The sequence below is a fragment of the Leifsonia sp. NPDC058292 genome (assembly GCF_042880955.1).
Taxonomy (GTDB): Bacteria; Actinomycetota; Actinomycetes; order Actinomycetales; family Microbacteriaceae; genus Leifsonia.
In genome coordinates this window covers 56,617-77,806 of record NZ_JBHVYL010000002.1, presented here as the reverse complement: position 1 = coordinate 77,806, position 21,190 = coordinate 56,617, and the positions used below count along the sequence as shown (strand labels likewise).

Sequence of the window (21,190 nt, the reverse complement as noted above, 5' to 3'; positions counted from 1 at the left end):
GGGGGCGCGGGTGCATGATGTGAGGGTGCGCATCGACGAGGTCACCCACTTTCTGGCGCTCGCCGCCGACGGACATGTGGCGCATGCGGCCGAGGCGCTGGGCGTCTCGCAGTCCACCCTGTCGCGCTCGGTCGGACGGCTTGAGGCGGAGATGGGCGTCGAGCTGTTCGACCGCACGAAGGGCCGGTTCGAACTGAACCGGTACGGGCAGATCCTGCTCGCTCACGCGTCGCGCGCGCTCGCCGAGTTCGAGACGGCCCGGTCGCGCATCGACGCGCTCCGCGATCCTTCTGCGGGCACCGTGTCGATCGCCTACGTCTCGTCGTTCGGGTCGTGGCTCATCCCGCGACTGGTCGGCGACTACCGCGCCCTGTTCCCCGACATCCGCTTCGTGCTGAACGGGGGAACGGCCGACACCGTGCTGGAGGCGCTCCGCGGGGGAGCCGCCGACATCGCGATCTTGAGCCCCGACCCTCGCGACCCCGAGATCGACTGGCGGGCGTTGACCTCGGAACGGCTGGCGCTCGGGGTGCCGGATGCGCATCCGTTCGCCGCGCGCACCGACGGCGTCGAGGTGAGCGAGCTGGAGGATCTGGAGTTCTTGGCGCTCAAGCCCGGCGCCGGACTGCGGGGCATCGCCGATTCGTACTTCGCGGTGCACGGCGTCGTTCCGAACGTCGTGCTGGAGGTCACCGAGCTGTCGACGTTGCGCGCACTGGTGCGGGCGGGCGTCGGCGTCGCGCTGTTGCCGGAGCTGACCGAGGATGCCGGTCTGCGGCTGGTCCCTCTGCGCGACGAGGCGACCCGCGTGATCGGTCTGGCGACCAATCGCTCGCGCAGTCCTTCCGCCGCCGCGCAGCAGTTCGCCCGGTTCGTGCGGGAGGAGTGGGCCTGAGGCCCGGGGACCCTCGCCCCGCTCGGGCGCGACGGCACTAGGTCACGGTTAGCGGCTGCACAGACTCGATGCCTCGCCGGCGGCGGCCGACCTCACATCTCTTCGTGCGTGTTCGGGTCGCCGCCGAAGAGCCGGCCGTCGGGCTTGCCGAGCGCCGTGATCGCGGCCACTTCGTCGCCGTCGAGCTCGAACCCGAAGATGTCGAAGTTCTCCCGCTGGCGTTCGGGCGAAGCCGACTTGGGGATGGGGAGCGAACCGATCTGCGTGTGCCACCGGAGCACGACCTGCCCGGGCGTCACACCGTGCGCCGCGGCGGCGTGGGTGACGGGCTCGGCCGTGAGCACGGGCGCGTTCTTGCCGAGCGGGCTCCAGGCCTCCGTCACGATCCCCTTCTCGCGGTGGTAGGCCAGAAGCTCCGTCTGAGGAAAGAAGGGATGCAGCTCGATCTGGTTCACCGCCGGGAGCACTCCCGTCTCGGCTTCGAGGCGTTCGAGGAACTCGATCGTGAAGTTGGAGACGCCGATCGAGCGAACAGGGCCGTCGGCCCGAAGCTCCACCATCGCCTTCCAAGTGTCGACGAACTTGCCGACGCTCGGGTTCGGCCAGTGGATGAGGTACAGGTCGAGGTAGTCGAGCTGCAGCGCATCCAGTGAGCGGTGGCAGGATGCGATGGTCTCGTCGTAGCCGTGGTCGCGCCCCGGCACCTTGGTGGTGATCTTGAGCTCTTCGCGCGGAACGGACGACTCGGCGACCGCACGGCCCACCGCATCCTCGTTGCCGTAGTTCACCGCGGTGTCGATCAGCCGGTAGCCGATGTCGATCGCGCTGCCGATGGCGGCCGCGCCCTCGCCGCCGCGCAACGGGTAGGTGCCGAAGCCGATGGAGGGAAGGGCGTTGCCATCGTTCAGATCGAGTTTCGTCTCAGAGGTCATTCCTCCAGGGAGCATGGATGCGCCACCGATGTCAACCCCCGCGCCCCGGTTGGGCATCGCGTGGGGGCTGTCCTTAGACTTTTCGCGGAGGCCCAGCCATGACGACGACCATCCCCGAATCCGCCGCGCCACTGCTGCTGGGCCGATATCGCCCGCACAGCCTGATCGGCCGTGGCGGCATGGCGTCGATCTTCCGCGCCCACGACGAGACCCTCGATCGTGACGTGGCCTTGAAGCTGTTCCGGGCCGGCGGTGCCGAAGACATGGACCAGCACCACACCGAGCTCTCCGCGCTCGCGCGGCTGAGCCACCACGGGATCGTCTCGCTCATCGACGCAGGCATCGACTATTCGAGCCCGGAAGACCCCCGGCCCTTCCTCGTGATGGAACTGGTGCGGGGAACAGACCTCGAGACCACCCTCGGCCAGCGCGCGCTCACCGCGGAGGAGATCGCCGAGATCGCGTTCGACCTCGCCGAAGCGCTCGAATACGTGCACGCCAACGGAGTGATCCACCACGACATCAAGCCGTCGAACGTGATGCTCGTCGAATACGGCACCTCCACTTTCCGGGCCCGCGCGCGGCTCGCCGACTTCGGCATCGCCCTCAACGTGGCCGACGACAACACCGACACCGGCCAGGAGACGACCGGCACCGCCGCCTACCTGAGCCCGGAGCAGGCCTCGCGGCAGCCGGTGAGCACGGCATCCGACGTCTACTCGCTCGGTCTGGTGCTGCTGCAGTCGTTCACGCGCACCATCGCCTTTCCGGGCAACCAGGTGCAGTCGGCGCTCGCCCGTCTCGACGCCGACCCCGCCATTCCCGCCGACCTGCCCGGGGACTGGACGGCGCTCCTCACCGCCATGACCGCGCGCGACCCGGATGCCCGCCCCGCGATGGCCGACCTCACCCTCGCCTTCCGCCAGGCCATCTTCGACGCGACAACCTAGCTGCTCGGCCCCCGGCCCCCGGCTACCGCCGGCGCCAGGCACCTCGCGCCGGAGATTTCCGCATCCCTCGCCGCAAATCTCCGTCAGGCCGGACATCCCACCGGCGCGTCGCGCGAAATCTCCGACCCTAGGACGTCTGGTCCTCGTCATCCCCGGCAGGGTCGTGCCGCTCGGGCTCGACGAACCCGTCGGCGTCATACGGCTCCCGCCCGTCGGTGGCGTCCTCGTCGGGATCGGTGTCGAGCGGCTCCCCGGATGGGGTCTCCAGCGCGTCATCACGTGCATCGGTCATGGTGTCCTCCGTTCACCTCGGGGACTCGGCCCCGTCGTGCGCGACGGTAGACCGCTGAGCAGCGGTCGCGCCATCCCATCCCGCAATAAATAGCTTTCACAAATTTGTGAAACAGGCGTAGAGTCCGCCCATGGACACAGTGATCAAGGCCACCGGCCTCGAGAAGCGCTTCGGCCGTGTGCGGGCTCTGGACGGGCTCGACCTCTCCGTCTCGGCGGGGGAGGTGCACGGCTTCCTCGGCCCGAACGGCGCCGGAAAATCCACGACCATCCGGGTGCTGCTCGGCCTGGCCAAATCGTCGGGTGGCAGCGCGACGCTCTTCGGTCGCGACCCGTGGAAGGATGCGGTCGACCTGCACCGTCGCATCGCCTACGTTCCCGGAGACGTCAGCCTCTGGCCGAACCTCTCCGGCGGCGAGGCGATCGACCTGCTCGCCCGCCTGCGCGGCGGCACCGCCGACAGGGCCGCCTACGCCGAACGCAAGAAGCGGCTCACCGACGTCTTCCAGCTCGACCCCACCAAGAAGGGCCGGGCGTACTCGAAGGGCAACCGGCAGAAGGTCGCCCTCATCGCGGCGTTCGCCACGCCAGCCGACCTCTACATCCTCGACGAGCCGACCAGCGGACTCGATCCGCTGATGGAGGCGACGTTCAACGCCGAGGTGTCGCGCGTCGCGAAGGAGGGTGCGACCGTGCTCCTGTCGAGCCACATCCTCTCCGAGGTCGAACAGCTGTGCGACAGGGTGAGCATCATCCGCGCGGGCAAGACCGTCGAGTCGGGCACGCTGGCGGACCTCCGACACCTGACGCGCACCGAGGTCGCCTTCGCGGCCGACGGGGTGACGGATGCGCAGCTTGCGCGCATCCCGGATGCGAACGACCTGCAGACCACGAACGATCGCGTGCACTTCACGGTGGACAGCGACAAGCTCGGCGGAGTGCTCGCCGCCCTCGCGGAGCTGAACCCGGGCGGCCTCACCGTCGCCCCGCCGTCGCTCGAAGAGCTGTTCCTGCGCCACTACGGCGACGAACTGGCGGAGGCGACGGCACGATGAGCACCACGACGACCGAGCGCACACCGTCGGAGCCTCCTGAACGCACGCGAGCCCACGCTCACTCCACGCAACGGCCGCAGGGTGCGACCCGCACTCTCGCCGTGCTGCTCCGGCAGCGCTTGCGCCGTGACCGCTGGCAGCTCCTCATCTGGATTCTCGCCATCGCCCTGCTCGCGCTCTTCTCGGCGGCGAGCATCCAGAACACGTACGGGGATGCGAAGGGCCGCGCCGACCTGCTGACGCTCGCCATCGCGAACCCGGCGATCCTGATGCTGCGCGGACTCCCGCAGGGCAGCGGCCTTGCCGCCGTGACCTATTTCGAGATCTTCACCTTCTTGGCATTGCTCGCGGGCCTCATGAGCACCTTCCTCGCCGTGCGGCATTCGCGCGCTGAAGAGGAGACGGGGCGCGCCGAGCTCGTCGCCTCGACGCCCGCGGCGCGCATCCTGCCGACGGTCGCCACCCTCGTGCACGGCGTTCTCGCCAATGTGGTTCTCGCCGTGGCCGTGGCGCTCGGGTTCATCGCGTCGGGACTGCCGGTCGGCGGTTCCTTCCTCGCGGGAGCGGCGACCGGCGGGGTCGGCGTCGCGTTCGTCGCTGTGGGTCTGCTGCTCGCGCAGCTCATGATGACCTCGCGCGGCGCCAACGGCGCGGCGGCGGCCCTCGTGGTGCTCGCCTATGTGCTGCGCGGCATCGGCGACGCGACCGGTACGGTCACGGGCGACGGAACGCACATGGTCAGCTCGTGGCCGAGCTGGCTCAGCCCGATCGGCTGGGGCGAGCAGACGTCGGCGTACGTGCGAGACGACTGGACGCCGCTGCTACTCGATCTGGCCCTCGCCGTCGTGCTGATGGTCGTGGTGTTCGCCTTGCAGTCGGTGCGCGACAGCGGAGCCGGGCTCATCCCTGAGCGGCCGGGGCGGGCGGATGCTCGTGCGACTCTCTCGGGCCCGCTCGGCCTCGCGTGGCGCTTGCAGTGGCCCACGATCCTGGGCTGGACGGTCGGCGGCCTGTTCACGGGCCTGCTCGCCGGAGCCCTCGGCAGCGTGGTCAGCTCGTCGGTGGCCGACGACCCGGCGCTCGCGAACATCCGCAGTGCGCTGGGAACGATCGGGTCGGGTGGATCCGGCCCGTTGACGCAGGTGTTCATCGCCGCGATCTTCTCGATCGTCGGCGTTCTCGCCGCGGCCTGCGCCACCCAGGTGGCCATCCGGCTGCGGCAGGAGGAGGCGGCCGGCGCAGCGGAAGTGCTGATGTCGACGCCGCTGTCGCGGGTGCGGTGGCTGCTGCAGTTCCTGCTCGTCGGTGTGATCGCGATCGTGCTGGTGCTCGCGGCGGCCGGTCTCGCATCCGGTCTCTCCGCTGTGTCGGCCGGGGAAAGCGCCTCGATCGTCAACGACTCGTTCGCCGCGGCGGCTGCGCAGCTCCCTGTGGCGCTGGTCTACCTCGGGGTTCTCGTGTTCGTGTTCGTGCTCGCGCCCCGCTGGACCGTCCCGCTCGCCTGGACCTTGCTCGGCCTCGGTGCGTTCGTCGGCATCTTCGGCGGTCTGGTCGGGATGCCCGAATGGATGCGCGACCTCTCCCCGTTCACGCACGTGCCGGTCGTGGTCGGTACTCCGGACTGGACGGGCGGCTACTGGATGTTCGGCATCGCCGTCGTCGCGACCGCCGGTGCCGCGCTGCTCATCCGCCGCCGGGATTTCGCGATCGGGTGACGCCGAAGGGTGAGGCCGCCGGATGAAAGGATGGGACGCATGGCGAGGGACGAGAAGGCGCTGAGCGATGTGGTGGAACGGGCCGCGTCCATCCTCACCGCGGCCGGTTTTCCGAAGATGCCCGCGCGCGTCCTCATGGCGCTGACGGTCACCGAGACCGGTGGGCTCACCGCCGGCGAGCTCTCGGAACAGCTCGGGGTGAGCGCCGCCGCGATCTCCGGAGCCGTCCGCTACCTCCAGACTGTGGGGATCGCGCGCCGCGTCTCCCAGTCGGGCAGCCGCCGAGACCTCTGGGAGTTGCCCGAAGACGCCTGGTACGAAGCCCTCACCAGCAAGAACGACATCTACGAGGTGCTCGCCGCGCAGGCCGACGCCGGTGCCGCCGCGATCGACGACCCCGCATCCGTCGCGCGCGCCCGCCTGGTCGAGATGGCCGAGTTCTACCGGTTCGTAGGCAGCAAGCTCCCCGAGCTCCTCGAGCAGTGGGAACAGGTGCGCGACGGCCAGGCCGGGTAGCCCGCAGACGATCTCGGGAGGCCACGAGGGGCGAGTAGTTGCGGGTGGGGAGGGTGCTGGGGTCGCAAGTACTCGCCCCTCGGCGCCGAGCGAGCGCGGCGAGCGCGCCGCGCGCGCCGAGCGAGCGTGAGCGCGCCTCCGGGCCGGGACGGCGCGCGGCTGGCATCCTGGGCGGAGCAACACTGCGCCGCCCAGCGCGTGCACCACCAGGGGGTTCCTCATGCGTCTTGTCTCCGTTCGCGAGAAGACGATCGCCGTCGTCGTGCTGATGGCGGTCAACGGGCTGCTGATCCTGGTGCTGAACGCGTTCTCGTGGGCGCCGGGGTCGATCGTCGTGTCGCTGCTGCAGCTGATCGGCTGGTATCTGGCCACACGGGTGTTCCGCGGCGCTGGCGAGCCGGTCGCTCCGGCACGGCCGTGGTGGCGGATGACCGCGCGGCCGCTGCTCAGCGGCGTGTGGGCGGTGCTCTACGCGATCGGTGTGGTGACGAGCCTGATCGCGCTGGCGTTCGTGCAGGTGACCGCCGCGGATGTGGTCTCCATCCTCGTGCAGGGAGCGCTCGCCGTCCTGTTCACGCTCTCGTTCCTCCGCCTGCGCGCCCAGCACCCGGCCGCGACCCCCAACAGAGCCGCCACCACCCGCACGGCTCGCCCCCGACCTACGGATGCGCCCGCCAGCCCCCGCCCGTAGGCTGGCGGGATGACTGACTCCTCCACCGCATCCGGCATCGACACCGCCGAACTCGACCCCGCCGTCCGCCCGCAAGACGACCTGTTCCGTCACGTCAACGGCAAGTGGATCGACCGCACAGAGATCCCGGGCGACAAGGCCCGCTGGGGCTCGTTCATGATCCTCGCCGAAGAGGCCGAGGCCGCCGTGCGCGACATCATCCAGGAGGCCACGAGCGCCGACGAGGGCACCGAAGAGCGCAAGTTCGGCGACCTGTTCACGAGCTTCATGGACGAGGAGCGCATCGAGCAGCTCGGTGTGAAACCGATCGAGCCGCAGCTGGCGCTCGCGAGCGATGTCGACAGCATCCCCAGCCTGCTGGAGACCATCGGCAAGCTGGAACGGCACGGGCTCGCCGGCTTCTACCAGCTGTTCGTCGACAACGACCCCGGCAACCCCGAGCGCTACCTGGTGTTCGCCGAGCAGGCCGGCATCTCGCTGCCCGACGAGTCGTACTTTCGCGAAGAGACGTTCGCGCCGATCCGCGAGGCGTTCGTCGCGCACATCCAGCGCATGTTCGAGCTCGCCGGTTTCCAGGATGCGCCCGAGCGTGCTCAGCGCGTCTACGACCTCGAGAAAGACATCGCGAGCCACCACTGGGACAACGTGAAGTCCCGCGACTCCGAGAAGACCTACAACCTGTACAGCTGGCAGGATGCGGCAGCCCTGTTCGCCGGCGACGCCACCGACGGCGCCGACCTCACCGTGTGGGAGAAGGCTCTCGGCGCCCCCGAGGGTGCTCTCGCCGAGCTGGTGCTGCGGCAGCCGTCGTTCACCTCCGGTCTGGCGAGCCTGCTCGCCGCTGACCGCCTGGAGAGCTGGAAGGACTGGCTGGCGTGGCAGATCATCCACGGCGCAGCCCCCTACCTCTCGGGCGACTTCGTCGACGCGAACTTCGACTTCTACGGCCGCACGCTCACCGGAACGCCGCAGATGCGTGCCCGCTGGAAGCGCGGGGTCTCCCTGGTCGAGGGTGCGATGGGCGAGGCCGTCGGCCGCATCTACGTCGAGCGGCACTTCCCGCCCGCGTCGAAGGAGAGCATGGATGCCCTGGTCGCCAACCTCATCGAGGCCTACCGGCAGAGCATCCGCACCCTCGAATGGATGGGCGAGGAGACCCGCAAGCGCGCCATCGACAAGCTGGAGAAGTTCACGCCGAAGATCGGCTTCCCGGTGAAGTGGCGCGACTACTCGAGCCTCGAGATCGACCCGGCCGACCTGCTCGGCAACGTGCGCCGCACGAGCACGTTCGAGTTCAACCGCGAGCTGGGCAAGATCGGCAAGCCGCTCGACCGCGACGAGTGGTTCATGACGCCGCAGACCATCAACGCTTACTACAACCCCGGCTTCAACGAGATCGTGTTCCCGGCCGCCATCCTGCAGTTCCCGTTCTTCGACGCCGCCCGCGACGACGCCGCGAACTACGGGGCGATCGGCGCGGTCATCGGCCACGAGATCGGGCACGGTTTCGACGACCAGGGTTCCAAGTACGACGGCGACGGCCGGCTGCAGGACTGGTGGACGGAGGCCGACCGCTCGGCGTTCGAGAAGCGCACGGGCAGCCTGATCGAGCAGTACAACGCACTGGCCCCCGCGCAGGTGCCCGACCACCACGTGAACGGCGCGCTCACGATCGGCGAGAACATCGGCGACCTCGGCGGCCTCGGCATCGCCTGGAAGGCGTACCGCATCTCGCTCGGCGGCGAGGAGCCCCCCGTGGTCGACGGCCTCACCGGCGCCCAGCGGTTCTTCCTCTCCTGGGCGCAGGCCTGGCAGCAGAAGGGCCGCGACGAGGAGGTCATCCGCCTGCTGGCGATCGACCCGCACTCGCCGAACGAGTTCCGATGCAACCAGATCGTGCGCAACATCGACGCGTTCTACGACACCTTCGCCGTCACCGAGAGCGACGAACTGTGGCTCGACCCCGCGGAGCGCGTCACCATCTGGTGACACTGCGCGACCAGCCGGTGACGCGTCACCGCCTTCCGCGTCAGGGGGAGCCATGTCCCCCTGACGCGGGGTAGGATCGACCAGCAGCGGATGGGGGACCGCGCCACACGATCAGTGAACCGATGAAGGACTTGCCTCCGCCGTGACGATCCAGACCCAGGAATCCGAACGCCGCAGCCGCCACAGCGCGACACGGCGCGGCCGCCATCGCGGCGTCGACTCGAGCAGCAACTTCAGTCGCGGGTTCGCATCCCTGGGCCAGCTGGCACTGAGTGGCGTGCAGGTCTCGGCCCGCGCCACCGACCTCGCGACGGGCGCCGTGCTGTTCTCGGTCGACGACCATGTCGTCATGCCGACGGCGAGCATCGGCAAGGTGCTGCTGCTCGTCGAGGTGGCCGCCCGGCTGCAGACCGGGGAACTCAGCCCGCTCGCTCTTCTCGACCGGGCGCCGGTGGATGCGGTGGGCGACTCCGGCATCTGGCAGCACCTGCAGGCGCCCGCCCTCCCTGTGGCCGACCTCGCCGCGCTGGTCGGCGCCACCAGCGACAACCTCGCCACCAACGTGCTGTTGCGCCGGGTCGGGCTGGAAGCCGTGAGCGCCCGCACCGAGACCCTGGGCCTCACCCGCACCGCACTCCTCGATCTCGTGCGCGACCACCGCGGCCCCGACGACGCCCCGCAGCTCTCCGTCGGCAGCGCGAACGAGCTGACCTGGCTGTTCTCGGCGCTGGCCCGCGGGGAGATCGTCGACCCGCCGACGAGCCAGCGGGTCATCTCCTGGCTCTCCCTCAACAGCGACTTCTCACTGGTGTCGAGCGCGTTCGGACTCGACCCGCACTCGCACCGCACGGCCGAGCACGGCATCCTCGTGGTCAACAAGACCGGCACGGATGCGGGAGTGCGCAGCGAGGTCGGGGTGCTCCGTGGCCCGCGGTCGGGCGTGACCTACGCGGTCTCGATGTACTTCGACGACTCGACGCTCGCATCCCGTCTCGCCGTGATCGACGGGATGCGCACCTTCGGGCTCGACCTGCTGGAGCACGTGTCCTGAGGTCTTGGCTCGCCGAGAGCCGCAGCGCACGGCGACGGCCGCGGCGACCGATAGGGTCGTCTCATGGCGAAGGGGACCCACAAGCGCTGGCACGACAGCGTCGTCACCGTCTCGTTCCTGGCGCTGGGTCTCGCGGTCGTCACGGCCGTGGTGGTGGCGTTCGTCAATCCGTGGCCGTCGGCTCTGCTCATCCGTTCGCTGTTCGAGAAGGGCGCTCGCGATACCGTCGCCGAGATGGAGCCGTATGTGCCGAAGAGCGGCGTAGACGCGCACCGTGACATCGAATACGGCGACGCGGGCGCAGACACCTCGCTCGACGTGTTCTCGCCGACGGGCGCCGGCAAGCCGCTGACCACGGTGGTGTGGATTCACGGCGGTGCCTGGATCTCGGGCGACAAACGCGATGTCGACCCCTACCTCCAGATCATCGCCTCGCACGGGTACACGGCCGTCGCCCTCAACTACACGATCTCGCCCGAGGCCACATACCCGACCGCTCTGACCCAGCTGAACGACGCGCTCGGGTTTCTCGTCGAGCACGCGGACGACTACGACATCGACCCGAACAGCATCGTGATCGCCGGCGACTCGGCGGGCTCGCAGTACACCTCCCAGCTCGCAGCTCTCGTCACCAGCCCCGACTATGCGAAACGGATGGGCATCGAGCCCAGCCTGACGAAAGACCAGCTCGCCGCGGTCATCCTGAACTGCGGCATCTACGACGTGCGCGGCATTCCGAACGCGCCCGGCATCGGCGGCTGGGGCTTCCGCATCGCCCTCTGGTCTTACCTCGGCACGAAGAACTGGTCGGAGACTCCCGGCGGCCAAGACATGTCGACGATCGAGTACGTCACGAAAGACTTTCCGACCACCTGGATCTCGGGCGGCAACGACGATCCCCTCACCGCCAGTCAGTCCAAGCCTCTCGCGGCGAAGCTCAAGAGCCTCGGCGTCGACGTCACCACGGTCTTCTACCCGGCGGACGAGAGCCCCGGCCTGCCCCACGAATACCAGTTCCACCTGAAATTCGCGAAAGCCCGCTCCGCTCTCGACTCCACCATCGCCTTCCTCGACACGGTCAGAGCCCGCTAGCTGCGGATCGGTCCTCCTGTCTGCACTCGCATGCCGAATCGGCGAGATGCCAGTTAGTGCACGTTTGAATCGATTCACGGTGGTCGTAGGTGGCATCTCGGCCGGTCCGCGGGGAAGAGCGGGGTCAGTCGGGCAGGTCGCGCAGAAACGCGTCTTCGGCGACGTAGTCGAACCAGCCGTCGGCTTCGGCGCGTGCGGCCATCGACGGGAACACCGTCTGCCAGGTCTCGTCTCGCCGCTCGGCCACGTCGACCTCCTGCACGGCCCAGCGGATGGCGCCGGCCACCGCATCCCGGTAGCTCATCGGCTGCCGGTAGCCGAGCTCCACGGTGGCCGCCGCCATGCTCATGACGAGGGGATGCGCGACCGTCCACGGCGTCGACCCCACGTTTTCGACGGGCGCCCCGGGAAAGGCCGCGATGTCGACCTCGCTGCCCATGAGCTCGAACACGGTGCGGGCGATCTCGGCCACGCTCAGGTTGTCTTCGTCGACGGCGTTGAGGATGCGGCGTCCCGGCTGCTCGCCGCACAGCGCCACCAGCTCGGCGATGTTCACGGTGGCCGAGGTGCTGAACCGGTTGGTCCCGCCGTCGGAGAGCACCACGTGCTCGCGGTGATCGAGCGCCCGCTTGATGAAGAACCACTCCCGCAGCGCCGGGCTGAACGGTCCGTGGATGGCGCCCGGCCGGAGGATGCTCACCGGCAGGTCTTCGGCCTGCAGCAGCCGGCGCTCCATCGCGGCTTTGAGCGGCGAGTACGTGTGCTTGCGGTTGTCGACCGTCGCATCCGACTCGCGCAGCGGTATCGGATAGTCAGGAAAGTCGTCGGGCCCGGTCACGATGTCGAGGTACCCGCCGTTGGCTCCCGTGTAGACGGAGCCGGTCGAGATGACGACCACCGAGCCGACGTCGCCCGCGAGCTGCGCGAGCTGGTCGGCATGCCGGGGCTCGTAGGCGACCGTGTCGAGCACCAGATCGTGCCCTCGCGCCTTGTCGAGCAGTGCCGCCGTGTCGTCCCGGTCGAGCCGGATGGTGGTCACGTCGAGGTCGGCGAGTGCCGTGTTGCCGGAACGCTGCCCGCGATGCGCGATCAGCACCGACCAGCCGTCGAGGGCCAGTCTGCGTGCCGCCGCCGCTCCGATCTGGCCCGTTCCTCCGATGATCATCGCCGTGCGCGTGGTGTCGACCTGCATGGCCCCCACCGTACGCCGAACGGTCAGCCGATCAGTGTGCGGGCCAGGGCCAGATACTCTTTCGGCGTCACGTCGGGCAGGTACGCCTTGCCGATCGCCGCGCCGATCGCGGGCAGCGCGAGGGGGTCGGGATAGGCCATGTAGATGGTCTCGTAGGTGGGGTTGAACTTGCTCTTGAACTTGAAGAGCGACGCGAATCCGTATGCGGGCTCGAGGATGCGCGCGAGCAGCTCGAGCAGCCTGTCCATCGCGCTCCGCTCCGGCGAGTCGGCGTCACCGTCGGTGTCGACCGGCTTCGTGGCGAGAGGTGCGCCGGAGAGACTCAGCACCTCGACGCCCAGCTGCTGCATGTGGAGCGCCGCCGAGGCGATCACGAACTCCATGATGCCCGGGATGGTGTCGTCGCCACGGCGCATGAAGTCGATCGTGTAGCCGACGACCTGGCCGTCGCGGTAGCTCGGCAGCCAGCTGGTGACCGCCTGCACGGCACCGTCGGGCGCGATCGCGAGGTAGAGACGCACATCCGGGTCTTTGAGCTCGTCCATCGCGCCGAGGGTGAAGCCCATCTCGGGAAGCTGCTTCTCCGACACCCACTGCTCGCTGATCGCGGTGATCTGGGTGGCGAGGATCGGCGGGAGGTCGTCCCACGTGGTCCACAGGGTGGACATGTTCTCTTTGAGCCCGCGGTTGTGCGCCTGCCGCACCTTCTGCCACGGCTTGCCGGCCATGTCGAAGGTCTGCGGGTGCATCAGGGTCTCTTCGCCGACCGAAGCGTACTGCCAGGCGAGGGACTCGAATACCGCGAGGAACGGTTTGTGGAAGCTGTAGAACACCGGCGTCCAGCTGTTCGCGTCGCAGAACCCGATGAACTCGGTGATCGTGCGCTCGGCCCTGTCGGGTACGCACACCGGATCGGAGAGTGCGATGGCGATGCCGTTGATCACCCGGTACGGGATCGCCCCTTCCCCGTCTTCCGTGAACCAGTACACGTTGCCGGGCCACGTGCCCATGAAGCCGAGCGTTCCGCCGCCGCCGCGTTTCAGGAGGGCGAGGAAGTGCTGCTCGTCGCTCGGCGTCCTTCCCGTGATGGTCGCACTGTAGAGCCGCATGGTCGCCAGCACGAAGACGAGCCAGAACGCGGGCCCGACCCACTGGTAGAGCACGACGACGATCGGCGAGGTCGGGTAGATGATCGTGCCGAGCACCGCGTCGTAGCCCGTCGGGATGAACCGGCGCACGGTCGAGGCGAAGACGTCGCCGATGGATGCGTCGGGCACGTACTCGGTGAGCGAGGCGAGCCCCGCGACCAGATAGGCGAGAGCGAGCACGACGAACGCGCTGACCACGAGGATGGTGAAGCGGGCGACCTTGCTGCGCGGCGCCCGGATCTGGAACTGACGGCGGGTGACGATCAGCAGAACGATGCTGGCGACGGGCACCAGCAGGGCCGCTGCCAGCCAGATCAGCACCTCGATCGCCTGGGCGAACTCTCGCGCGTCGGCCGCGTCGAGCGTGATGTTTCCGACGCCGAAGGCGACCAGCGCGAGAACGATGAGCGCCACGTTCACCACGATGCCGAGCACGAGCGCGAAGTGCCGGCCGCGGCGCAGTCCGATCGCCGTGACGATCAGCAGAACGAGGGGCAGCAGGCTGAGCACCAGCGGGCCGATCCCGTCGGCCCCGACGAGCGCCAGCTCGAGCTTGCAGTCGGCGGTGAAGTTCTGGTCGCAGGCGGTGAGCACGGCATCCCGCGAGGTGAGGTCGTGCTGGAAGAGCTGGCCCAGCAGTGAGAGCGGGCCGAAGCCGCCGGGCGGGATGAGCGAGGCCAGCGGACCGATGGCCGTGATGGCGACCACCGCTGCGACGAGCGTGCGGGTCTCGGAGTGCGAGCTGCGGCGGAGGGCGCGCATCCGCCCCGGCCGCAGCAGCGCTCCGAGCGCCAGACCGAGCAGGGCGGCGATGAGACGGTAGAAGTCGTTCTGGTCGCCGTCGTAGAGCACGAACATCGCGACGACGGCGAAGGTGAGCAGACGGATGCGGCGCCGCCACAGGTGCGACGCGAACGCGCTCGCCGTGATCAGGGCGCCGATGATGCCGACAGTCGGGTCGAGCGTGAAGTCGAACGAGGTCGCCTGCGCCCAGAGCTCACCGACCGATGCTGCACCCCACTGGATGAGCACCCCGAGCCCGATGCCGAGCACGCCCGTGACGAGGAAAGCGAGAACGGCCCGCGCCGTGCCGAGCAGCCGTTCGGCCGACGCCATCAGGGTGAGCGCGAGCAGCACGACCACGACCAGCTGCACGGGATCGGCGGTCACGAAGAGGGCCGTGAGCGTGGTCCACCACCGGCCGGAGTCGATGGTCGTGCTGACGCCGGCAGCCCAGGTGAGCGAGGCCCCGCCGGTGCGGGCCGGGTTCCACATCGTGCCGGTCACGATCGATGTGAGCACGACGACCGCCGCCAAGGCGACGCTCGCCGGGGCGACGTGGAGGTAGCGGCGGAGCGCCACGACCAGCGCCGGCTGCTGGGCCGGCCGCTGGGCCGGTGATCGAGGGGCCGTGGGGGATGTGCTCACAGTTCCTCCCTCAGGCCCGCTCGGTCACACTTCCTTGAGGCGACCGGCGAGGTAGGCGTCGAGCTCGTCGAGCGGGATCCGCTCCTGCTTCATCGTGTCACGGTCGCGCACGGTCACGGCGTTGTCTTCGAGCGAGTCGAAGTCGACCGTGACGCAGAACGGGGTTCCGATCTCATCCTGTCGGCGGTACCGCCGGCCGATCGCACCCGAGTCGTCGAAGTCGACGTTGCGGCGCTTGCGCAGCGAGTCGGCCAGCGAACGGGCGAGCGGTGACAGTGCCTCGTTGCGCGAGAGCGGCAGCACGGCGACCTTCACGGGCGCGAGCCGCGGGTCGAGGTGCAGCACGGTGCGCTTGTCGGTGCCGCCCTTGGCGTTCGGCACCTCCTCCTCGTCGTATGCGTCGACCAGGAAGGCCATCAGTGCACGGGTGAGGCCGAACGACGGCTCGATCACGAACGGAACGAAGCGCTCGTTCTTGTTCTGGTCGAAGAAGCTCAGGTCTTTGCCCGAGTGCTCGATGTGCGTCTTCAGGTCGTAGTCGGTGCGGTTCGCGACGCCCATGAGCTCGCCCCACTCGCTCCCGGTGAACCCGAACTTGTACTCGATGTCGATGGTGCGCTTCGAGTAGTGCGCCAGCTTGTCTTCCGGGTGCTCGAACCGGCGGATGTTCTCCGGGTTCACGCCGAGGTCGACGAACCAGTCCCAGCACAGGTCGATCCAGGTCTGGAACCAGTCCTCGTCGGTGCCGGGCTCGACGAAGAACTCGATCTCCATCTGCTCGAACTCGCGGGTGCGGAAGATGAAGTTTCCCGGCGTGATCTCGTTGCGGAAAGCCTTGCCGATCTGGCCGATGCCGAACGGCGGCTTCTTGCGCGAGGTCTGCAGAACGTTGGCGAAGTTGGTGAAGATGCCCTGGGCCGTCTCGGGGCGCAGGTAGTGCAGTCCCGACTGGTCGTCGACCACGCCGAGGAACGTCTTCAGCAGACCGGAGAACTGACGGATCTCCGTCCACTGGCCGACCTTGTCGGGGTGCTCGGGGTCGGGGATGTCGGCGAGACCGTTCTCGGGCGGGTGGCCGTGTTTGGCCTCGTACGCCTCGAAGAGGTGGTCGGCCCGGTAGCGCTTGTGCGTGATGAGCGACTCGGTCAGCGGGTCGCTGAACACCTTGACGTGACCGGAGGCCTCCCACACGGCGGTCGGCAGGATCACGGCGGAGTCGAGGCCCACCATGTCGCCGCGGGCGCGCACGAAACTGTTCCACCACTCGCGCTTGATGTTCTCTTTGAGCTCCACGCCGAGGGGGCCGTAGTCCCAGGCAGAGCGGGTGCCGCCGTAGATGTCGCCGGAGGGGAACACGAACCCGCGGTGCTGTGCCAGCGTGATTACCGAATCGAGTCTCGAGTGTTCAGCCAATTACTGCTCCCTGGATCGCTTTTTCCCGCGCTTACGGCACACGGCTTGCGAAGACAATCCTACTGAGGATGTCCAGGTGTTCTGTCAGTGCAGGCGGCGCAGAAGAGCGGTGCGGGGCTCAGCGCGCTCGGTACTCCGAGTCGAGCATCGCGTAGACCGCGGTGTCGCTCCACTCGCCCTTGAAGATCTCGTTCTCGCGCAGCAGCGCCTCGTTGCGCATCCCGAGCCGTTCGCAGAGACGCGCGGAGGCCTCGTTGCGCGAGTCCAGCTGCGCGAAGACGCGGTGCGCGCCGAGCACGTCGAAGCAGATCGCGAGCACAGCCTCGGCCGCCTCGGTGGCGAAGCCTCGGCCGTGCACGGCGGGGTGGAACACCCAGCCGACCTCGACCTGCGCGTGCTTCGCGCTCTTCAGGAAGATGCTCATGTCGCCGATGACCCGGCTGTGGCCGCCCTCGGGGTCGGGGAGCTCGACCGCGTAGATCAGTCCGTCGCCGTCTTCGGCGAGACGGTTCATCGCGATGCGCTTCTTGAGGTGCTTGGCCGACTCCTCGTGGTCGTGCACCTCCCAGTAGAGGTAGCGGACCACGTCTTTGAGCTTCTGGTAGGCGTGCACGTCGTCCAGGTCGCCGGAGTTGAGCGGGCGCAGCACAAGCCGTTCGGTGTGCAGCTCCGCCGCCGCGTACGGAAGCCCGGTGGCGCCGTGCGGAGCGTCGATGGTGGCGGCAGCGGCGGCCGGGTTCTCGTCAGCTTCGGTGCTCACGTTTCCTCCTGGAGTGGGAGTGGTCAGGATGCGGCGCTCTCGTCGCCGACGGCGCGCAGTCGGCCCGCGCGGGGGGCCGCGGCGGGAACGTCGAGCCCGAAGAGCGCGTTGGCCGCGTCGATCACGGATTGCGCCTCGCCGTCGCGGGCGAGCTCGCGAGCACGCACCGACGGCGTGTGCAGCAGCACGCCTGCCAGGTGGCGGAGCGCCGCCTCGGTCTGCTCGGACGAGTCGCCTCGCCCTCGCGCGCGCTCGATCTCGGCGTCGAGGACGTCGAACACGTGCTTGCGGAGGGCCACGAGCGCGGGGGTCACCGACTGCTCGGCGGACTGCGCCGCGAACTCGGCCGCAGCCGCGCCGACGATGACGCGAGCGTCTTCTGCCGCGTTCAGCTCCTCGAGCGGGGCGTGACGGCTGATCGTCTCGAGGTCGAGCAGTTCTGCGCCGTGCAGTTCGGCGACCGCGGGGTCGACGTTGCGCGGGAGCCCGAGGTCGATCACGAGCCTGCGTTCGAGCGCATCGGGCCGGGTGATCGCCTCGGCGAGCTGGGCCTGGGTGAGGATGGGGTCTGTCGCAGCGCTGCAGGTGACGATCAGGTCGCAGTGGGCGAGCGCATCCGTCAGCTCGGCGGGGCCGATCGGCTCGATGTCGTGCGACAGGGCGAATTTGGCGGCGCGGCCGGAGGGGGAGAACACGCGCACGTCAACGACGCCGCGGTCGCGGAGGGCGGCGAGGCTCGCGCCGGCGTAGGCTCCGGTGCCGACCAGCAGCACGCGGGTGCCGGCCCAGTCGGTGATGCGGCTCTCGGCGAGGTCGAGCGCCAGGCGCACCATCGAGCGACCCCGCGTGGTGATGCCGGTGCGGTTCTTGACACCGCGCGACGTTCGCGATGCGCCCTGGAAGAGTCGCTCGAGCTCGCTCGTGACGGTTCCGGATGCGCGAGCCGTCTCGAGTGCGCGGCGAACCTGTCCGGCGATCTCGCCCTCGCCCACGACGACGGACTCGAGCCCGCTCGACACGGCGAAGAGGTGCTCGGCCACGCCGTGGTCGCAGATGACGTCGCTCGCGTCGCGCAGTTCTTGCGCGTCGATGCCGGCGGCAGCGCTCACGGCCTGAACGACCGTCTCCACCGAGACGGCGCGGGCCGCGGTGAGTGGCTCATCGACGTCGAGGTAGGCCTCGAAGCGGTTGCAGGTGGCGAGAACCACGGATCCGCTGATGATCTCGGTGTGCTCGGCGAGTGCGGCTTTCACGGCCGGAGCGTGACGCTCGAGCCGTTCGAGAAGGTCGAAGTCTGCGGTGCGATGACTCGACGAGAAACACAGAAGCACCTGTCGAGCCTACGCTTGCCGCGGCCGAAGCTCGAATCGCGCGGTCGGCTTTCGCGAACACACAGCTTTCATTCCCGGCGCTTTGACAGAATCAGGGTGTGAACACCCTCGATCCGTCGCACCCGCTGAGTGCAGGACGCACAACGTCCGCCCGTCTCGTTCGCGCCTACCAGGGCGAACGGCAGGAGGTGACGCCGGTCTGGTTCATGCGCCAGGCCGGTCGCTCGCTGCCCGAATACCGAGAGCTCCGCGTGGGAACGAGGATGCTCGACGCCTGCCTCGACCCGGCCCTCGCCAGCGAGATCACCCTGCAGCCGGTGCGCCGTCACAAGGTGGACGCCGGAATCTTCTTCAGCGACATCGTCATCCCTCTGCGCCTGGCGGGCGTCGAGGTGGACATCGTGCCCGGCAAGGGGCCGGTGCTCGGCCGGCCGGTGCGCACGGCCGACGATGTGAAGCGGCTCACCGAGATCGATCCCGCCTCGCTCGATGCCGAGGTGTTCGCCCCGATCGTCGAGGCCGTCGCGATCACGATCGCCGAGCTCGATGACACCCCATTGATCGGTTTCGCCGGCGCTCCCTTCACTCTTGCGGCCTATCTCGTCGAGGGCGGCCCCTCGAAAGATCACATCCGCGCCCGCACGCTCATGCACGCCGAACCCGAAGCCTGGTCGGAGCTCATGGCCTGGACGGCCGACGTCACCGGCGCCTTCCTGCGCACGCAGGTGCTCGCGGGCGCCAGCGCCGCGCAACTGTTCGACTCGTGGGCCGGGGCGCTGTCGCTCGCCGACTACACGGAGCACGTCGCCCCCGCGTCGACGCGCGCCCTCTCGCACGTCCGCGATCTGACCTACGAGGTCGCGGCGGGCGACGAGGCCGAGACGCGCAACGTGCCGATCGTGCACTTCGGTGTCGGTACCGGCGAGCTGCTGAAGGCGATGCACGAGGTCGGGGCCGACGTCGTCGGCGTCGACTACCGCATCCCCCTCGACGAGGCGAGCCGCCGCCTCGGGCACGTGGTGCCGCTGCAGGGGAACATCGACCCGGCGATGCTCGACGCGCCCTGGAGCGTGCTCCGCACTCACGTGGACGACGTGCTGGCGCGCGGCGCCGACGCCCCGGCGCACGTGCTGAACCTCGGCCACGGCGTGCCGCCCGAGACGGATCCGGCGGTGCTGACCCGTCTCGTCGACTACGTCCACGCGCGATGACGGACGGCGCGCAGACCGATCCGGCTGAAGCGGCCGTCGACCTGAGGCACATCGTCGAGGCGCCGCCGACCCGCGTCGTCGTGGTCGGCGGCGGGATGGCCGGACTGGTCGCTGCCTACGACTGCGCCCGCCCCGGCTTCACCGTGACGCTTCTCGAGGCGTCACCCACGCTCGGCGGATCGGTCGCCGCGCTGACGATCGGCGGCGTGACCGCCGATGCCGGCGCCGAGAGCTTCGCCACCCGTGGCGGTCACGTGGCGGCGCTCCTGGACGAGCTCGGCCTCGACGGCGACGTGGTGCAGCCGAATCCGGCGGGCGCCTGGGTCAGGTCCGGACGCGACACCGTGCCTCTTCCCAAGGCGGGGCTGCTGGGCATCCCGAGTTCTCCTTTGGCCGCCGACGTCGTGCGCGCCATCGGCTGGTCGGGTGCCTGGCGTGCCTACCTCGACCGGCTCATGCCTGTGCTCAAGATCGGTCGCGAGCGCAGCCTCGGTGTGCTGGTGCGAAAGCGGATGGGCGCGAGGGTGCTCGACCGCCTCGTGGCTCCCGTCGCCACCGGGGTCTACTCCGCGCAGGCGGACGATCTCGACATCGACGTGGTCGCCCCCGGCCTCAACGCGGCGCTCACGCGGCTGGGCTCGCTCTCCGGGGCGGTGGGCGAACTGCGCTCCCGCGCCAAGGCGGGCAGCGCCGTCGGCGGCATCCGCGGTGGGATGTGGCGCCTCCCGGCCGCGCTCGCCGCCGCCCTCGAGGCGGCCGGCGCAGATCTCCGGCTGTCGTCGCCGGTCGCGTCCGTCGCACCGTTCGCGCCGGCCGAAGCCTCGGAGACCGACGCCGAGCCCGACGCTGAGGCTCGCTGGACGGTTCGTCTCGCCGACGGCGAGGAGCTCCCGGCCGATGTCGTGATCCTCGCCACTCCCGCCGAAACGGCGCTCGCCCTCCTCGGCGGGCTCTCGGATGACCTCGCGGCGCTCGCCGCCGACGAGTGGCCGCGAGCGTCGAGCGTCGAGCTCGTCACCCTGCTGCTCGCCGACGAGCGGTTGGCAGCAGCCCCGCGCGGCACTGGGGTGCTGGTCGCCGACGCCGAGAAGTCCGATGTGACGGCCAAGGCGATGACGCACTCGACAGCCAAGTGGGCGTGGCTGGCCCGAGAGACTGGGGAGAACAGGCACCTCGTGCGCCTCTCCTACGGGCGCGCCGGCAGAGAGGCGGAGACCGTGGGCCTGAGCGACGACGATGTGCGAAAGCTGGCCCTCGCCGACGCTGGCAAACTCCTGAACATTCCGTTCGAGGAATCTGCCCTTATCGACTTCGCGCGCACCCCCTGGACGAGCGCCCTTCCGTACGCGGCGATCGGCGAAGGCGAGCGGATCGCCGCCGTGCGCAGGGGAGTGGAGCCGATCGTCGGCCTGGAAGCGACCGGTTCCTGGCTCACCGGCACGGGGCTGGCATCCGTCGTGCCGGATGCGCGCGAGGCCGCGGCCCGCGCGAGGGGTCTACGCTGGAAGGCACTGACCGAGAACCTTTGAC

General features: G+C 69.3%; 18 protein-coding genes. 11 read left to right on the top strand and 7 right to left on the bottom strand.

Annotated features, from left to right (window positions below):
• Positions 1-10 precede the first annotated feature (10 nt).
• Positions 11-895, top strand: a complete 885-nt coding sequence (locus ACFVWR_RS02385; RefSeq protein WP_387207593.1) for a LysR substrate-binding domain-containing protein — start codon at positions 11-13, stop codon at positions 893-895.
• Positions 896-987: 92 nt separating this feature from the next.
• Here the strand turns inward: ACFVWR_RS02385 and ACFVWR_RS02380 are convergent, their stop codons facing one another.
• Positions 988-1,827 carry an aldo/keto reductase gene (locus tag ACFVWR_RS02380; protein WP_387207591.1) on the bottom strand — a complete coding sequence of 280 codons (840 nt, stop codon included), beginning with the start codon at positions 1,825-1,827 and terminating at the stop codon, positions 988-990.
• Positions 1,828-1,925: 98 nt separating this feature from the next.
• On the opposite strand from ACFVWR_RS02380, the gene ACFVWR_RS02375 reads away from it, so the two are divergent.
• On the top strand, positions 1,926-2,777 hold the full coding sequence (locus ACFVWR_RS02375) for a serine/threonine-protein kinase (protein ID WP_387207589.1): 852 nt from the start codon (positions 1,926-1,928) through the stop codon (positions 2,775-2,777).
• A 127-nt stretch (positions 2,778-2,904) separates the two neighbouring features.
• Here the strand turns inward: ACFVWR_RS02375 and ACFVWR_RS02370 are convergent, their stop codons facing one another.
• A complete protein-coding gene (locus ACFVWR_RS02370; protein ID WP_387207587.1) occupies positions 2,905-3,069 on the bottom strand; it encodes a hypothetical protein in 165 nt (54 codons plus the stop codon).
• A 130-nt stretch (positions 3,070-3,199) separates the two neighbouring features.
• Here ACFVWR_RS02370 and ACFVWR_RS02365 point away from each other — a divergent pair, with 130 nt between their 5' ends.
• The 7 genes from ACFVWR_RS02365 (at position 3,200) to ACFVWR_RS02335 (ending at position 11,177) form a co-directional block, all read left to right on the top strand.
• Positions 3,200-4,123: an ATP-binding cassette domain-containing protein gene (locus ACFVWR_RS02365; protein WP_387207585.1), complete on the top strand. Its 924-nt coding sequence runs from the start codon at positions 3,200-3,202 to the stop codon at positions 4,121-4,123.
• Positions 4,120-5,838 carry an ABC transporter permease gene (locus ACFVWR_RS02360; protein WP_387207583.1) on the top strand — a complete coding sequence of 573 codons (1,719 nt, stop codon included), beginning with the start codon at positions 4,120-4,122 and terminating at the stop codon, positions 5,836-5,838. The genes ACFVWR_RS02365 and ACFVWR_RS02360 overlap by 4 nt, the downstream gene beginning before the upstream one ends.
• 39 nt (positions 5,839-5,877) lie before the next feature.
• Positions 5,878-6,354, top strand: coding sequence for a GbsR/MarR family transcriptional regulator (locus ACFVWR_RS02355; protein ID WP_387207581.1), 477 nt, complete (start codon positions 5,878-5,880; stop codon positions 6,352-6,354).
• 220 nt (positions 6,355-6,574) lie between these two features.
• Positions 6,575-7,045, top strand: a complete 471-nt coding sequence (locus tag ACFVWR_RS02350) for a hypothetical protein (RefSeq protein WP_387207579.1) — start codon at positions 6,575-6,577, stop codon at positions 7,043-7,045.
• Between the two features lie 9 nt (positions 7,046-7,054).
• Positions 7,055-9,034, top strand: a complete 1,980-nt coding sequence (locus ACFVWR_RS02345; RefSeq protein ID WP_387207577.1) for a M13 family metallopeptidase — start codon at positions 7,055-7,057, stop codon at positions 9,032-9,034.
• A 142-nt stretch (positions 9,035-9,176) separates the two neighbouring features.
• Positions 9,177-10,085 (top strand): serine hydrolase, encoded by a 909-nt coding sequence (locus tag ACFVWR_RS02340; RefSeq protein ID WP_387207575.1) that lies wholly within the window; start codon positions 9,177-9,179, stop codon positions 10,083-10,085.
• Between the two features lie 63 nt (positions 10,086-10,148).
• The gene (locus tag ACFVWR_RS02335; RefSeq protein WP_387207573.1) at positions 10,149-11,177 is read left to right on the top strand and encodes an alpha/beta hydrolase; all 1,029 of its coding nucleotides are present in this window, start codon (positions 10,149-10,151) and stop codon (positions 11,175-11,177) included.
• Between the two features lie 124 nt (positions 11,178-11,301).
• Here ACFVWR_RS02335 and ACFVWR_RS02330 read toward each other — a convergent pair whose 3' ends face one another.
• The 5 genes from ACFVWR_RS02330 to ACFVWR_RS02310 form a co-directional block, all read right to left on the bottom strand.
• A complete protein-coding gene (locus ACFVWR_RS02330; protein WP_387207571.1) occupies positions 11,302-12,369 on the bottom strand; it encodes an NAD-dependent epimerase/dehydratase family protein in 1,068 nt (355 codons plus the stop codon).
• Between the two features lie 23 nt (positions 12,370-12,392).
• Positions 12,393-14,945 carry a bifunctional lysylphosphatidylglycerol flippase/synthetase MprF gene (locus ACFVWR_RS02325; RefSeq protein WP_387207569.1) on the bottom strand — a complete coding sequence of 851 codons (2,553 nt, stop codon included), beginning with the start codon at positions 14,943-14,945 and terminating at the stop codon, positions 12,393-12,395.
• 24 nt (positions 14,946-14,969) lie between these two features.
• A complete protein-coding gene (locus ACFVWR_RS02320; protein WP_387207567.1) occupies positions 14,970-16,358 on the bottom strand; it encodes a glycine--tRNA ligase in 1,389 nt (462 codons plus the stop codon).
• 118 nt (positions 16,359-16,476) lie between these two features.
• Positions 16,477-17,118: a GNAT family N-acetyltransferase gene (locus ACFVWR_RS02315; RefSeq protein ID WP_387207565.1), complete on the bottom strand. Its 642-nt coding sequence runs from the start codon at positions 17,116-17,118 to the stop codon at positions 16,477-16,479.
• Positions 17,119-17,141: 23 nt separating this feature from the next.
• Positions 17,142-18,449 carry a glutamyl-tRNA reductase gene (locus ACFVWR_RS02310; RefSeq protein ID WP_387207563.1) on the bottom strand — a complete coding sequence of 436 codons (1,308 nt, stop codon included), beginning with the start codon at positions 18,447-18,449 and terminating at the stop codon, positions 17,142-17,144.
• Between the two features lie 98 nt (positions 18,450-18,547).
• Here ACFVWR_RS02310 and hemE point away from each other — a divergent pair, with 98 nt between their 5' ends.
• Together hemE and hemG are read left to right on the top strand one after the other, a co-directional pair.
• The gene (hemE, locus tag ACFVWR_RS02305) at positions 18,548-19,660 is read left to right on the top strand and encodes a uroporphyrinogen decarboxylase (RefSeq protein WP_387207561.1); all 1,113 of its coding nucleotides are present in this window, start codon (positions 18,548-18,550) and stop codon (positions 19,658-19,660) included.
• On the top strand, positions 19,657-21,189 hold the full coding sequence (gene hemG, locus ACFVWR_RS02300; protein ID WP_387207559.1) for a protoporphyrinogen oxidase: 1,533 nt from the start codon (positions 19,657-19,659) through the stop codon (positions 21,187-21,189). The genes hemE and hemG overlap by 4 nt, the downstream gene beginning before the upstream one ends.
• The last annotated feature ends 1 nt before the right edge of the window (position 21,190 follow it).